The following is a 14,858-nucleotide window of genomic DNA, read 5'->3' as shown; positions in this document are numbered from 1 at the left end:
TGCCAGGCGCTCACGCCACCATGCTGAGGACAAACAGCGGTTCGCCTTGTCGGTGATTGCGTATGATTCCCTCCCTGGGCACCACATAACGCTTTTCCACGCTGGAGCACGATCTCGTACGATTGCGTTCGCTAGATGATCGGCGCGAAGGGCGCTTGCGGATTTCTCTCCCTGGGGCTCGCTAAGTTCACGTACGTTCAAATCCAGCCCCCGCAACCAAGCCGCCGCGCGCCTCGCGACGCTTGCCTCCTCCTGGAGCGAAAGGGCTGACAGGTGTGCCCTTGGTCCGTCGTTTTGGGCAGGCCATCCGCTTTACGCCCGGCTCGGCTATCCAAATGGCGAGTGTCCCGGAAGCCGTTGCTCGTTCGTCGCGGAGCGTGGCGCACCATCCGGGCAGTGTGTCTGGTCAACTGTGGCCGCGCACAGCCTCTATGAAATGCGGCCAGCACCGGGCGCATCTGCCGCCGATAGCCCCAATCGTTCTCAAGCAGGTTGATCATCCTGGCGAGAAGCTCGCGCAAGATGCGCGGCTTTCGCCGGACGACGTATCAGTCTGATTGATCGACGATCGTCTCGCATTGCGGCGTCGATCTGGACGCTGCAGTCGACGGCAACATCAACTCCTCGGATTGCACCATCGCGACCAAAGAAAGGGATGACGAGAGTCAGTCCGGCTGACGTTCTCGCAACTTGATGCGAAGAGGAGAACTCCCATGGATCGAAGGTGGATTTTGGCCGGAGGCGGCCATGTCACGATCATGGCGGGGTTGATGATCGCCCGCATCAGGCGCCGCTCCGTCACCTTGAAGGTCTCGGACTCGGCCTCACGTAGCAGCCCGCGCGAGAGCGGGCGGTAGGTCACGGGCGTGACGCTTCCCACGTGCGCGATGTCTCACGCCCGCGATCCTCTGGCTTCCGGCCCAAAACGTTTCGCGGCCTTACAAAGCCAAGCTTCGGAACCGTTGACAAACCCGTCTGTCGCGCTCTTATTTGCGCGTACGGGGAAGCGATCTCCCCGTGAGGCGACATGCCCAAGAATCGCGTCCGGTTTTTCGAAAGGACGCTGCATGTCTGCCAATTCCGCGCTCTTCCCCCAAAAATTCGTCCGTCGATCGATGCCGCCTGTGCGCACAGGCGCTGGCTCCCTCCCTGGCTCGCCAATTCGAGCCGGCGCGCCGCCATTCGGCTCATTCGGCAATCGTCAGCGATCTAAGGGAGGACTGCCATGACCTATACCATGAAGCCGCTGTCCTGCGACCCGAACCGCATTCGCGGCATGTCGGAGCGGATGATCATCAGCCACTACGAAAACAACTATGGCGGCGCGGTGAAACGACTCAACCTGATCGACGAGAAGCTGGCTGAACTCGACTACGCAAGCGCGCCCGGCTTCTTGGTGAATGGGCTGAAGCGCGAACAGCTGATCGCAACAAATTCAATGGTCCTTCATGAAGTGTTCTTTGACGGGCTCGGCGGCGAGAGCGAGCCGGGACCGACTCTGAAGGATGCGATGGCGCGCGACTTTGGTTCGTATGATCGCTGGCGGGCCGAATTCATTGCGATGGGCAAGGCGCTTGGCGGCGGCTCCGGTTGGGTGCTGCTGACCTGGTCGCCACGGGATCGCAAGCTCACCAATCAGTGGGCCTCCGACCACTGCCACACGATGGCCGGCGGCACGCCCATTCTGGCGCTCGATATGTACGAGCATTCCTATCACATCGATTACGGGGCCAAGGCTGCCAACTATGTCGACGTCTTCATGGCGGCGATCAATTGGCCTGCGGTGCAGCGGCACTATGACCGGCTGTGGAGGTTAAGCCAATTCGGGCAGGACTACTGGGACAAGAGGTCTAATCAAGGAGGATCCGATGCGGACTAACCTTACGCTGGGTATTTCGATTCTCGCAGCGTCGTTGTCTGGCGTGGCCAGCTCGGCGATGGCGTCCGATTGGACGATTTTTAGCGAGCCGTTCATCTCAACTGCACATGCGCAAGCGATCGACTGGCAAAAGGTCGACGAGACGCTCGGCCGCAAGCCGGCCGTGTCCGGCGATGTACATCGATATGGATTCCCGCGGACCGATCTGACAGTGACGCTGGACGGCGTCACCATCAAGCCATCCTTGGCACTTGGCGGCTGGATCGCGTTCAAGCCTGCACGCGGCGGGGCCATGGCAATGGGTGATCTCGTGCTGCTGGAAACCGAGGTCACTCCGGTCGTCGCCAAGCTCACCGAGGGCGGTTTCGAGATCACCGCCATTCACAATCACTTGCTGCGTGCCAACCCTGCCACGTTCTATTTGCACGTCTTGGGCCATGGCGATCCGGTGAAGCTCGCCGGCGCAATCCATGACGGGCTCGCCGCCAGCAAGACGCCGCTCACGGTTACGGCCACGGCATCGCCGCCGCCGGCGATCGATCTCGACACCGCTCAGCTCGATCAGATCATCGGCGTCAAGGGCCAGAACAATGGCGGCGTCTACGCCTTTGCTGTGCCGCGACGCGATCCCGTGAGCGAAGGCGGGATGGAAATGGCGCCCGTCGGCCCGATGGGCGTTGCACAAGCTATCAACTTTCAGCCGACCGGCGGCGGCAAGGCCGCAATCACCGGCGATTTCGTGTTGACCGGCAACGAAGTCAATCCCGTCATCAACGCACTGCTTGCAAGCGGCATCGAGGTGACGGCGGTCCACAGTCACATGCTCGACGAGCAGCCCCGGCTGTTCTTCCTGCACTTCTGGGCCAATGACGACGCCCTGAAGCTCGCCAAGGGCTTGCGCTCGGCCATCGACAAGACGGCGAGCACGAAGAGCTAGCAGGACGCAATCGCGCGCCGGAACAGGCCCGTGCGCGAGGTCAAACTTCCGAGGAGGGGAATCGTAATGAAAAAAGTTGTTCTCGCTCTGTCAATGCTCGTCGGTCTCGTTGCTGCTGATCAGGCAGCCTTGGGACAAACGTGCAGGGTCTGCGCCGAGCAGCGTACCGCGTGCATGAAGAACTACGCCGGGCCAGCCTGCAAGACCGAGTATCAGATGTGTCTGAAGTCTTGCAAAAAGTAGGAACGATTGGATTGAGAGGCTTCCGGGTGAACCGCCTCATCGCGACACTCGCTACCGGCATCGGGGGCTTGATTGCCCTCGATGCCGGCTTTGTCGCCGCGGAAAACCTGCGGAAATTATCGGGCGCACAAATCCGGGCAAGGTTCGCGGGGATGCAGCTCACCGATGAGGTGCATTATCGCTTTGCCTACGAGCGTGACGGGACGCTGAGAAGTTTTGCGATGGGAGTGAAGAAGCGCGGCAAGTGGGTCATCGATAAGGACCAGATTTGCCTCTATCTCCAGGAGCCGGACGACGGCTGCTATGACGTAGCGCTTTCTGGCAAGACCTTCACACTGACGCCTACCGGACTGGGATCGCCTCTGGACGGCATTCTCCAACCTATCTCCGATCCACAGTGAGGACGCAGATGTCGCCGCCAATCGTTGAAAGGGTCTCCCAGGAGAAAACCGACTTCAGGAGCTTGAGATGACAGCGACGTCAATCCCCGAGCGCGGCCGCATGACAGAGCTTGCACTCTATTTCCTGCGCCTCGGTTTTCTCGGCTTCGGTGGCCCGGTCGCGCTGGTTGGTCAGATGGAGCGCGAGCTGGTCAACGATAAGAAGTGGCTCAGCAAGGAGCAGATGCGCGAGTCCATTGCCATTTGCCAGTCGCTTCCCGGTCCGCTCGCGATCCAGGTCGGCATCTACATCGCCTGGCTTCGCGGCGGCTTTTGGGGCGCCTGGCTCGGCGGATGGTGCTTCATCCTGCCCAATTTCGTAATCGTCGCCGCGCTAGGAGCGCTCTACGTTTATCTGGGCGATCTGCAGCCGGTAACCGCGATCTTCTACGGCGTCAGTCCCGCCGTGATCGCACTGATCCTGCATTCCTGTTACCGGCTGGCCAAGCTAGGCATGGAGGATTGGTTGCAATGGGCAATTGCCGCCGTTTGCCTCGTGGTCACGGTAATTTTGCAGGCCGAAGTCGCGATCTTGTTTATCGGCGCCGGCATTGTCGGGATTCTCTACTACGGCAGCTTGTTCAAGCGCACGCCTGCCACCCTGTCGGGGGTTGCCATCGTGCCTGCGGCAACGGCCCCGATCGCTTCCGTCGCAACAGGGTCGACACTTGCCAAGCTTCTGTTGTTCTTCCTGAAAGCTGGTTCGCTCACCTTCGGCAGCGGGCTCGTCATCGTCCCGTTCCTCGAGCAGGGCCTCGTGCAGCAATATGGCTGGCTCAACGAACGGGAGTTTCTCATCGCGGTTGCGGTCGGCATGATCAGCCCGGGACCCGTGGTGATCACCGCGACCTTCGTCGGCTATCTGGTCGCGGGATTCTGGGGGTCGCTTGTCTCAACCATCGGCATCTTCCTGCCGTCGTTCCTGCTGGTGCTGATCGTTGCGCCGTTTCTGGCGCGCCATCGGGGAAACGTCAACGTCCAGGGGTTCGTCAAAGGTGCATATGCGGCGGCGATCGGAACGATCTTGGGCGCGTGCATCCTGCTCGGCAGGATCGCGATCGGCGACTGGCTGACCGTAGCGATCGGTATCGTCTCGCTTGGGGTGTTGTTCCGCTGGAAGGTGAGCAACCCGGTCCTGATTGCGGGAACGGCGGTGGTTGGCCTGATCGCCTATCCGCTGCTGCAGCCGGCATGGGTGATGGTGAAATAGCAGCTTTGATAAAGGGCAGGGGGCATCTCGATGAATGTGAGGAGGTACCCCATGACCAGACGAAAAATCCTACTTGCGTCCGCCCGCGGCTTCGTGATCGTCGCTCTGGCGGGATCGTTTGCTGGCCCTCGCTTAGCTCTAGCGATTGGCCCGGATGAACAACAGGCCGAACTGGCGAACGCAATGGGTAACGCAAAGGTAAGTCTGCAGCAGGGTTTTACCGCTAGCGAACGCGAAGGTCAGCCGATTTCCGGAAAATTTGAGGTCGAAAACGGGAAACTCCAGCTTTCCGTCTATACCGCAAAGGAAGGAAAGTTCTTCGAAGTCATCGTCGATCACATGACCGGAAATATCGCCAAGGTCGAGCCTATCACCGAAGGCGAAGACCTTACCCACGCCAAGGCGCAAAAGGCTGCGATGGACAGGGCAAAGGTCAAGCTGGCGGACGCTGCAGAGAAAGCGAAGGGAATCGTTGGGGAAGCGCTGGTCGTGAGCGCCATCCCAGAGCTGAAAGGCGACAGTCCGGTGGCCGCGGTTGTCCTGCTGGCTGGAAAGCGGTTCTCGACCGTTTCGGAACCGCTCAGCTAGCCGGTTAAGGTGTCCAGTACCGATCTCGTTTGTCGACGGAAATAACGTCGAATGATCACGCGCGCGGTGACAATGGCCAAAACGCCCGGCATGGACGCCTTTTTCACCGCAGCCGCGGCTCTTTGCTTTGTGGAGGTGAGTGCCATGGCAGACAACATAGCCAATTTCGAAGCCGATGCGGTCGGCGCTCCGCCGAAAGGCTGGACAGCAACCAAGACCGGTACGGGCGATCCGAAATGGACGGTCGAGCAGGATGAAACCGCTCCGTCGCATTCCAAGATCGTCAAACAATCCGGGCGCGCATCCTATCCGATCCTGTTGAAGAACGACGCAAACATTAAGGACGGCTTCATTGAGATGAAGTTCAAGGCCGTTGCCGGTGCCGAGGACCGCGCCGCCGGTCTCGTCTGGCGGGCGAAGGACGCAAACAATTATTACATAGTCCGCGCCAATGCGCTGGAGGACAATGTCGTTCTTCACAATACCGTCAACGGCGTTCGGAGAGCTCTTGATAAAGGCGGCTATGGGGTCGACATTTCCGTGCCTTCCAACCAGTGGCTCAGCCTGCGCGTCGAATTCAAAGGCAGCCATTTCACGACGATCTATAATGGCAGGAAGCTGTTCGAGGTCGATGATCAAACGTTTGCCGAAGCTGGAATGGTGGGCTTGTGGACCAAAGCCGACAGCGTAACGCTGTTCGACGCGATCGTTTACGGCCAATCGAATTAGTTGGAGCGCCTCAGGTCGAGGCACGGTCATGAACGCATTCGTCGCCGTCGTTGTCGCCAGCTTGCTTGCGCGCACGAGCTACCAAATGGCGCGCAGTCCGGTGCTGCCGACTTTTGCCGCTAATCTCGGCGCCTCTCCTGAGTTCATCGGCGTCATCGTTGCTGCTTCCACCATCACCGGCATCTTCTTCAAGCTGCCATCCGGGGCGCTTTCCGACGTGCTCGGGCGTAAGCGGATGATGGTGATCGGTGCGCTCTTCTTTGCAGCCCCGCCATTCCTCTATCCGTCGGTCCAAGAGCCTTGGTCGCTGCTTGCGCTTCGCTTCGTGCACGGTTTCGCCACTGCGATCTTCTCTCCGGTCGCGTCGGCCTATGTGGCGAGCCTCACCGAGAGCGGCCGTGGCGCCCGGTTGGGTTGGTTTTCATCGGCGAACGACATTGGCGCGACAGCCGGGCCGCTAATCGGAGGAGTGGTACTCTATTTTACCGCTAGCTACTCGTTGACCTACCTCCTTGTCGGCGCACTCGGTGTGATCGGCCTGCTGCTCGTGCTGCGGCTTCCCGATGTTGATAGCCTACCAGTCAAGGCAAAGACTCTCGGCGCGCGAGCGGCGGAATTCCGGCAGGGCCTGGTCGAGGTGTTGAGGACACCACCCATCTTTGTCGCGGCCGGAATCGAAGCCATTATGTATCTCGGCTATGGCGCCTTTCTCGGATTCCTGCCGCTCTATGCCAAGCATGTGGGCCGCAACGACGCAGAGATCGCGTTCATTTTCGGCGTGCAACTCGCACTCGCGGTGGTGTCAAAACCCATTGCGGGAAGCCTGTCCGATCGCGTAGGGCGCATACCGGTCATCATCATCGGACTCCTGCTTTGCGCAAGCGCCCTTCCGCTGATGTTCCGGAGCGAAAACCTGATGGTTTTTCTTCTTGTGGCGCCACTGCTGGGGCTTGGCGTCGGCGCGGTCACGCCCGTAACCAATGCGCTCGCCGCCGATCTCGCCTCGGACCGTCGACTGGGCGCGGCGATGGGCGTATTCGGCACTGTCTTGGATATCGGCGAAGCGGCTGGGCCCATGCTCGCTGGATTTCTGATCGGCGGCCTCGGCTATGCGGCTACCTTCGATGTCCTTGCCGCAATCATCGTTGCGGTCACGATCGGACTTGCCGCGTTTGTCCGCGATCCAAAAACTGTCGTGGCCCAACGCCAATACGGAAATCAATCTCCGCCTAACCAGAAATAGTCATGCTTGCTCGCTTTAGTACCCGAATTGGACCATTTGCTGTTGGCCGTCCCTGAGAGGGGCGAAGCCGTAGCCGCGATCTGGATCTTTCGCCCATTGCCCTGAGGTGCCGCCCCCGAAGGAGCGAACATGCTCACCGGTGAGTCTCTTCCAGTCCGATGCGTCGTGGCATCACTGATCTTTCTCGCTATCGCGACATGCTCCGGTTCCGCTTTCGCGTACCGGCCGTTCGACGGCACGGACGCGGCCGTGGCCGAGCCAGGGGAGCTGGAAGTCGAACTGCAGCCTGCGGGCGTTCAGCAAGAGCAGGGGACGCGGACCCTGATTGCGCCATGGACGGTGCTGAATTTCGGATTGAGCGAGGAATGGGAGGCGGTTTTCGAGGGGCGAGGCGAAACGCCGCTGGTGCCTTCGGGTCCGACGGAGCTGATGATGGGAGGCGCGTTCCTCAAGCACGTCGTGGTACCGGGCAGTCTTCAGGGCAAAGACGGGCCGAGCGTCGCGACCGAGTTCGGCGTGCTGTTGCCGGACAGCACCGGCGACAGTGGCGTTGGCGCAAGCTGGGCCGGAATCGTCTCGCAGCGCTGGGATTGGGGAACGATCCACTTCAACGCCGAGACGGCACTGACGCGCGACCATCATGCCGATGTTTTTGTCGGCACCATCATCGAAGGTCCCTCGAAATGGAAGGTGCGGCCGGTCGCGGAGTTCTTTTACGAGAAGGAGTTCGGCCTGGAAGAGACGGTTTCGGGACTAGTTGGATTGATCTGGCAGGTCAGCGACAAGCTCTCTTTCGATGTTGCCTTTCGTCACGCGCTTACCAACCGGCATCCGGTTAACGAAGTCCGCGCCGGACTAACGTTCGCCGTTCCGCTGCGCTTCGAGGGTGCTCACAATCGATGATGGGTGGAACCCTGCAGCGCTGTCGAGCCGCGTGGCTATCGACAGCGGCCCAAATGAATTTCGTTGGTGAGTCTATGGTGAGTTTCGATTTTCGAACGGCGCCGGCGTCCAGAGCAAGTTATTGAATTTGCCGGCGCGCCACGGCCGATGAAGATGGGCACTACTGCTTCGCCATGACGCTATGATGCAGCAGCCCGCCGCGCGCTCCAACCGGCTAATCTGCGATGGCCTATGATCCAATCTCGAAAGGGATTCTGGTTCGAACCGTCGGTGCCGTTTGGTCAGTCAATTCCGAATAAGCGGCGTTGGGCCTGGTTCACCGCAGAAGGATCAACGGCATCTTCTCGCTTCGCGCGATAATAGGTCTTGTACCGCTCAAGGCCGTACAACAGCGTTCCATCAATTCCGAGTGCATCCTGCTTCCGGATCGGCCGCTCCCATATTCTGCCAAGGGCGGCTTCGACCTCCTCTTGCCGTGGCAAGAGCGCCAAGTCCTCAGCATATTGGATATCCTGTCGAGTTTCGGGAAACAGCAACGCAAACTCTTCTTCCGTCGCCTGGAAGATGCTGAACGTGCAGTTCAAAGCTCCATCAATAACCTGAATGTTTTTCATTCCGCCTCGCGGCCGAGCGTCCGCCAAGCACTCAATGCCGAAGTCCAGTTCGAGGTCGACCAGCCTTGCTAGAATGGCCTGCGGAATTTCGTCGCCGAAATACCCGTCCCCGAGGAATTGGAGGATTAAACAGGCCCTTCCGCCTGTCGATCTCAGTTCTTTGAGAAATGCGTTGTGTGGTTCAATGTAATCGATCAGCTCCGCAATCTTGCCGGCAAACCATTGGTCTGGGGTTTCGTGCCGGCGGCTATATCTCCATCGCGTGTCTTGATACGTGCCTGACAGCGGCGTGCCTTTTGGCGTCTTCCTTGGGTCTCCGACACGATGCGCAAATTTTGCGTCCAATCCAAGTGCGGTGCTAATTTCCACAGGATCCATGGTCGGATGGACGATGAACAACTCAACGTCGAACCGCTTGGACGTATTTGCGTCGGCGTCAGTTTCGTCATGCTCGTTCAACCTAACCCTCCTCTGTCACTGAGCCCGCGCGGCAATCAGCACGCCATCGCCACACAGGCAAGCACGGACCTTTTGAGATCGTCGAGACTAGGGAAGTCGTAAATTTCAAATCGCTTAACCGTGTCCGCCATTTGAAGGAGAAGCAGAGGGCAGCGAAGCGACTTGGGCAACTGTAATGCTGCATTAGGCGAAGTCGATGACATCTATCAGATAGTGGGCAAGAGCCACCGGCCACAGGGCGTCGGATCGCTGAAGGAACAGCATCAACAGGATGCCAATCATAGTTGCCCCAACAATAGTTCCGAGACCTGCCCACCAATGATAGCATCCGAACAACAGGGACGTGGCTACGACCGAGGCATAACCGTTGCCGAGATAGGGTTGAAATGCATCGCGCGCACAGCGTCGAAAAACGATCTCCTCGCTGCCGGCTACCAACGCCATGCCGAAGACGAGATCGACGAAATAGAGCCAGCCGCTTGGCCGAAAATACACCCCAAGGACTGTCGCTGGAAAGGCGGCGTTGACGATCGAGCTTATCCATCGGCCTAAATAGACGTCGAACGATACAATGCCGACGATCCACAAGGCGATCTTCCAAAGGGGCATTCGACGTTTGCCCCATTGGAATGCGACGGCTCGCGCGGAAGGAATCGCGGCCAGCACCGCCAATCCGCCGATCCGCCCGGCGTAGTCCCAAAAAATCCAACTTCCCGCATCGTGCTGATGCAAGCGCATGATTTGGGACGCTATCATTGGAATAAGAACGGCTACGAACGAGGCCGGGACAATCATGGTCTATCGCGATCTGCCTATCATCCAGCGGCCGCCCACCACTAACACTACAGCCCATCAATCCCGAGTGCGCGGCGGCTTCGTTTTTTTCGCTACCGGCGCTGGCCGCCTGGTGTGCCCATACCTGACGTTAGGGTCGCCGAAGGTACCCGGAATCGGTTTTTCGTTGCATTCGCCCTCCTTAAATCTGATGCAATGCAGTTGCTGGCTAAAAGCGCAGGTGCATGGTCGGGTCTTTTTGTTATCTTTCGGCATCTTGGCCTCGCGCTGCGGATGTGCGCGGACCGTGGTTGCGTAATGTGAGTTTATCTACCATCCGCGCCAATAAATGTTCAACTTTGAAGGAAATGGCACCGAGTCCACTTTGGGTCATTCACGTCATTACCATGTCGGACCGACAGCCGTCTGCCTGTCGCCGTCCTGCGTCCGAGCTGCAAACAACCGGCACGGCCGCCGCAGCTCCTGCATCCTGGCTTCGGCCGATTTGGCGAGCATGACGCACGGGCGATCGACCAAACGGTCGGCATAACGATTGCAATGAGTCTGCACGGAGGCTGCTGCCTGGGCGCTTCGCCTGGATTTTGCCTGATCGCAATTTGGCGAAGGACGGCGCAGGAACGGAAGGGCGCAGTTCGGCAACGGCTCGATGGCAGGATAAAAGGGCAAGGTGCGCCGCGGTCGGTCGAGAGATATTCCAGAAGCTTAGCGCACTTTGCTGGTTTGACCGCACCTTGCGAGAATCTGAGTTCTCCTTTGCGCTCAAGAAGTCAGCGCAATGTGTGGCTGGTACCAACCGTAGACCCGTCCTGGCTCAATCTGATCATGACGGTGTCCCGCCAGCAGCGCTNNNNACGCCAGTCAAGGCTCGCGCCTTGCGCGCCCGGCTCGGCCGGCTGGCGGCCTTGACAAGCGTCGTCTGCCCCGGCGTTTCACTGCCACGCGCTGATGGCTCAGCGCGAGCAATATGCGCTCCTCTCGTTAAAGGGGCACCGCGTGGCGGCGGACAAACTTGCGCCGTTCTCTCGATGGAGTCTGCCTGCCGCAGGGCGCCATGGCTAATCATCAAAAATCTCGATCAAGGCGAACGCGGTCGCTCGGACCGTTGCCCGACGACCTCTACGACTATGTGCAGCCAGCAGTTCGACGAAAGGGCCGCCCGGCAAGGAAGGATCGTTCCGGGTGGACCGTGACCGACGACTGGCCTGACGAGGTCCCGATCACGGAGGCTGAGATCGAGGTGTTCGAGGCCTGGTTCGGCGACCTGTTCGACGAGTTATTTTCGACCCGCCACTGACCCCTTTGCTTTGGAGATCGCCATGACGATGCCGGTTCGCGCTGCCCTCTACCTGCGGGTCTCGACCGGCCGGCAAGCGGACAGCGATCTCTCCATCCCGGACCAGCGCCGCCAGGCCAAAGCATATTGCAAGTCGCGAGGATGGGAGATCGTCGCCGACTATGTCGAACCTGGCCTGTCCGCCACCGATGACCGACGGCCGGAATTCCAGCGCATGATCGACGCGGCGACGACCAAGCCGCCGGCGTTCGACATGATCCTGGTCCACAGCTTCAGTCGTTTCTTCCGCGATCAATTCCAGCTCGAGTTCTACGTCCGCCGACTCGCCAAAGCCGGTGTCCGGCTGGTCTCGATCACCCAGGAGCTCGGCGACGATCCCATGAGCAACATGATCCGGCAGATCATGGCACTGTTCGACGAATACCAGTCAAAGGAGAACGCCAAGCACACGCTCAGGGCCATGAAGGAGAACGCGCGCCAAGGCTTCTGGAATGGCGCGTTGCCCCCGATCGGCTACCGCATCGTTGAGGCCTCTGAGCAGCGCGGCCACCGGACCAAGAAAACCTTGGAGATCGACCCGGTCCAGGCCGAGACGGTGCGCCTGATCTTCCGCCTGGCGCGCGAGGGCGGCGGAAGCTCGGGGCCGATGGGCGTCAAATCCATCGCCACGCACCTCAATGCATCAGGAATTCGCACTCGCGACGGCGGACGCTGGGGCGTCGATGCCGTCCACAAGGTGCTGACCCGAACGACCTACATCGGCCGGCACCGTTTCAATACCAAGTTCTGGAAGACCCGCGAGCGCAAAGCGGAGACTGAAATCGTGGAAATGGCGGTGCCAGCAATCGTCGACAAGGATGAATTTGAGGTCGTCCAAATGCTGCTCAAGAGCCGGAGCCCAGCGATGACCGCACCGAGGATCGTCAGCGGCCCTACGCTCCTTACCGGCATCTGCTTCTGCGCCGCGTGCGGTGGAGCGATGACGCTGCGCACCGGCAAGAGTGGCCGTTACCGCTACTACACTTGCTGCACCAAGGCCCGGCAAGGCGAGACCGGCTGTCCGGGTCGCACGGTACCCATGGAAAAGCTCGACAGCCTGGTCGCGGAGTACATCGAGCAGCGCTTGTTGGAGCCCAAGCGTCTTGAGCAACTCTTATCGCACGTACTCGATCGTCGCACCGAGCGCGCCGAACGACGAAAGTCGCACATCGCCGAATTACGCAAGCGGGCGGCCGAGGCAGACGCCAAACTCAAGCGGCTCTACGACGCCATCGAGAACGGCATCGCCGATCTTTCGGACACTATGCTGAAGGACCGGATCGCCGAGCTGAAGGCCACACGCGACCAGGCCCGCCTTGACGCAGAGCGGGCCGAGGACGCGATTGATCGCGCCGGCCCGACGATCACGCCACAGACCCTTAAGACGTTTGCCAGGACCGCCCGCAAGCGCATGCGAACCGAGAACGGCGGCTACCGCCGCGATCACCTCCGCGCGCTCGCCCAACGGGTCGAAGTCGATCAGAAAGAATTGCGCATCATGGGATCGAAAAGCGTGCTCCTGCGCACGCTCGTCGTCGCTGAAAGCGCAAAAACGGCTGGTTTTGGCGTGCCCAGTTCTGTACCGAAATGGCGCCGCCGACACGATTCGAACGTGTGACCTTTGCCTTCGGAGGGCAAGGGTCATCCCACGCGGCCAGCAGCGAAATTCGGCCAATCACAGTCCGGAAGTGAAACGCCTTTCCCAAGGGGCCACTTAAAGGTCGTCCGCGTGATAGTCGGCCAAAAGCCCGGCTCGGCCTCGCGAGCTAGGCTGCCCTCCAATAGGAAAACACGGCTCCTGCGATGGCGGTGCAGCCGACCCCCGCCACCATGCCAAACGCTCACGCCGCCATGCTAAGGACAAACAGCGGTTCGTCATGTCGGTGGTTGCGTATGATTCCCTCCCTGGGCACCACGCTTGGCGCAGCCGTCTGCCTTCGCCAAGGCTTCGGCGGACGCGGCGCCAGCCCTCTCGCAGACTGATCTTCGTCTTTCAAACAGCTTCTCCGCTGTCACAGCGGAGCTTCGTAGGTACAGGGTGGGCAAAGCGTAGCGTGCCCGCCATGTCACCGTGATTGTGGTGGGCACGGCGCTAACGCGCCGCCGGCATTCGACGCCGGCCGGGGCAAGCCGGCGACGCCTCGTTTCGTTCCACTTCAGCGTCACCCTGCGATCCGCAGCGCCGTCACCGCGACGCAGGCGTTGCCGAAGGGAATGAGCATCACCTGTGCGCCGTTCGGCAGCGCGACCGTCGCCAGATCGCCCACCGCACCGTTCTGCCCATTGAGCTTGGCGAGCTCAGCGGCAACGGTCGGGCAGCTCTCCGCGCTTGGCGTCACCCGCACCAGATTGCCTTCGCAGGATGATCCGACGGGTGCGGCAAAGACAATGCCGGCGGCGCGTTGCGCGGCGCCGTTCTGTGCGTTCTGGCCTGGCATGAGCGCAACCAGCGACTGCACGGAATGGGCATTGCCCGCCTTTTGGTCCCACTGCGACTGGGCCGTGTAGTTCGAGTTCGCCGCGAGTCCGCGGCCGAGGGTGCCGAACACGTTGGCGCAGGTCACGATGTTGCCCTGCCTTGCATGGTCGTCGAACACCGTCGCCTGCTGCTGCGCAGCCTGTTGCGGCTGGGCAGCAGCCGCGGCGCCGGACTGCACCTGTGGTTTCTGAGGCGGTTTCGCCGCCGGCTTCTTGGCCGGCGCCGGTGTGGCTGGCGGCTGCGGCTGCAGTGGCATCGGCTGCGTCGAGGTCTGGGCATATCCCACGACCCCGGCAGCACCGAGCGCTGCCACCACGATCGCCGCGAATATCAATGTGGGGGGCCGGTTCAGTCGCATCGTCCATTCATCCTGTTGTTTTGGCACCGTCGTCTCGCGGCGGATATCGGCGTGCTCGAGCCGGAACTCCCGATACGCATGCTGCGCCTTTCGTCATTTCAGTTTCGACAGCACGACGGACAGTCCGTCCAGCGGCGCCTCCAGCATGACCGACCCGACCTGCGGGAGCTGATAGGACACCCGGCATGGCGTCCCCGCGCGAATGTGCCGCTTGAGGACGTTGCCGATCGCGATCGTGGCGAAGCAGAAGCCGGCATCGCAATGATCGGTTTGAGCGATGATACGATCCGGCGCGTCACTCATGGCGAGCTCGATCTGCGCGCCGACACCGGCGGCCGCCGGAACGCGCATCATCATCAGCGGCTTGCCATCCGCGGTCGCAACCAGCGACCAGTTGAAGGCGACGGCGCCCTGCGCGTCGACGATGGTTTGCGTGATGTTGCAGACGCGACGCTTCGATTTCAGGCTCTCGTCGCAGATCAGCGTCCAGTTCCGGAACGGCTGGATCATCCGCCTGAATTCGCCGAGCGTCTCGCCTTGCGGAATCGCGACGTCCGACGGCTTGACGGCGTAGCCCGACGACGGCGCAGGCTGCGCGCCCACGCTCGCCGCCTGCCAGAGCCCCATCACCAAAGCCAGACACGCCAG

13 protein-coding genes, 1 tRNA gene and 1 pseudogene are annotated in these 14,858 nt (G+C 60.6%); 9 read left to right on the top strand and 6 right to left on the bottom strand.

Going from position 1 to position 14,858, the window contains the following annotated elements:
* Positions 1–745: 745 nt before the first annotated feature.
* Positions 746–820, bottom strand: a pseudogene (locus tag AYJ54_RS49570) (TIGR00701 family protein); the annotation flags it as partial.
* Positions 821–1,225: 405 nt separating this feature from the next.
* Between AYJ54_RS49570 and AYJ54_RS21410 the strand changes: the two are divergent.
* The 8 genes from AYJ54_RS21410 (at position 1,226) to AYJ54_RS21375 (ending at position 8,172) form a co-directional block, all read left to right on the top strand.
* Positions 1,226–1,879, top strand: a complete 654-nt coding sequence (locus tag AYJ54_RS21410; RefSeq protein ID WP_063701899.1) for a superoxide dismutase — start codon at positions 1,226–1,228, stop codon at positions 1,877–1,879.
* A complete protein-coding gene (locus AYJ54_RS21405; protein ID WP_063701897.1) occupies positions 1,869–2,816 on the top strand; it encodes a DUF1259 domain-containing protein in 948 nt (315 codons plus the stop codon). Before AYJ54_RS21410 ends, AYJ54_RS21405 begins: the two co-directional genes overlap by 11 nt.
* A gap of 269 nt (positions 2,817–3,085) precedes the next feature.
* On the top strand, positions 3,086–3,460 hold the full coding sequence (locus tag AYJ54_RS21400; RefSeq protein WP_082905774.1) for a hypothetical protein: 375 nt from the start codon (positions 3,086–3,088) through the stop codon (positions 3,458–3,460).
* A 67-nt stretch (positions 3,461–3,527) separates the two neighbouring features.
* A complete protein-coding gene (gene chrA / locus AYJ54_RS21395) occupies positions 3,528–4,709 on the top strand; it encodes a chromate efflux transporter (protein ID WP_063701895.1) in 1,182 nt (393 codons plus the stop codon).
* 51 nt (positions 4,710–4,760) lie between these two features.
* Positions 4,761–5,297 (top strand): hypothetical protein, encoded by a 537-nt coding sequence (locus AYJ54_RS21390; protein WP_063701893.1) that lies wholly within the window; start codon positions 4,761–4,763, stop codon positions 5,295–5,297.
* Between the two features lie 51 nt (positions 5,298–5,348).
* Complete coding sequence (locus AYJ54_RS21385) at positions 5,349–6,026, top strand: 3-keto-alpha-glucoside-1,2-lyase-like domain-containing protein (protein WP_245329089.1); 678 nt, start codon at positions 5,349–5,351, stop codon at positions 6,024–6,026.
* Positions 6,027–6,054: 28 nt separating this feature from the next.
* A complete protein-coding gene (locus AYJ54_RS21380) occupies positions 6,055–7,269 on the top strand; it encodes an MFS transporter (protein WP_063701891.1) in 1,215 nt (404 codons plus the stop codon).
* 129 nt (positions 7,270–7,398) lie between these two features.
* Positions 7,399–8,172: a hypothetical protein gene (locus AYJ54_RS21375; RefSeq protein ID WP_245329088.1), complete on the top strand. Its 774-nt coding sequence runs from the start codon at positions 7,399–7,401 to the stop codon at positions 8,170–8,172.
* Positions 8,173–8,453: 281 nt separating this feature from the next.
* Here the strand turns inward: AYJ54_RS21375 and AYJ54_RS47495 are convergent, their stop codons facing one another.
* Together AYJ54_RS47495 and AYJ54_RS21365 are read right to left on the bottom strand one after the other, a co-directional pair.
* Positions 8,454–9,245: a DUF4279 domain-containing protein gene (locus tag AYJ54_RS47495; RefSeq protein ID WP_082905773.1), complete on the bottom strand. Its 792-nt coding sequence runs from the start codon at positions 9,243–9,245 to the stop codon at positions 8,454–8,456.
* A gap of 183 nt (positions 9,246–9,428) precedes the next feature.
* Positions 9,429–9,983: a CPBP family intramembrane glutamic endopeptidase gene (locus AYJ54_RS21365; protein WP_245329087.1), complete on the bottom strand. Its 555-nt coding sequence runs from the start codon at positions 9,981–9,983 to the stop codon at positions 9,429–9,431.
* A gap of 1,373 nt (positions 9,984–11,356) precedes the next feature.
* Between AYJ54_RS21365 and AYJ54_RS21355 the strand changes: the two genes are divergently transcribed.
* Positions 11,357–12,991, top strand: a complete 1,635-nt coding sequence (locus tag AYJ54_RS21355) for a recombinase family protein (RefSeq protein WP_082905783.1) — start codon at positions 11,357–11,359, stop codon at positions 12,989–12,991.
* Here AYJ54_RS21355 and AYJ54_RS21350 read toward each other — a convergent pair.
* The 3 genes from AYJ54_RS21350 to AYJ54_RS21340 all read right to left on the bottom strand — a co-directional run bounded on the left by AYJ54_RS21350 (position 12,962) and on the right by AYJ54_RS21340 (position 14,837).
* Positions 12,962–13,028, bottom strand: a tRNA-Arg gene (locus AYJ54_RS21350). The genes AYJ54_RS21355 and AYJ54_RS21350 overlap by 30 nt on opposite strands.
* Positions 13,029–13,535: 507 nt before the next feature.
* Positions 13,536–14,210, bottom strand: a complete 675-nt coding sequence (locus AYJ54_RS21345) for a hypothetical protein (RefSeq protein ID WP_136623836.1) — start codon at positions 14,208–14,210, stop codon at positions 13,536–13,538.
* A 93-nt stretch (positions 14,211–14,303) separates the two neighbouring features.
* Positions 14,304–14,837 (bottom strand): invasion associated locus B family protein, encoded by a 534-nt coding sequence (locus AYJ54_RS21340; protein WP_063702085.1) that lies wholly within the window; start codon positions 14,835–14,837, stop codon positions 14,304–14,306.
* Positions 14,838–14,858 lie beyond the last annotated feature (21 nt).

Source organism: Bradyrhizobium centrolobii (assembly GCF_001641635.1).
Taxonomy (GTDB): Bacteria; Pseudomonadota; Alphaproteobacteria; order Rhizobiales; family Xanthobacteraceae; genus Bradyrhizobium; species Bradyrhizobium centrolobii.
Note: the sequence above shows the minus strand (reverse complement) of the source record. Positions and strands in the feature narration are given on the sequence as shown.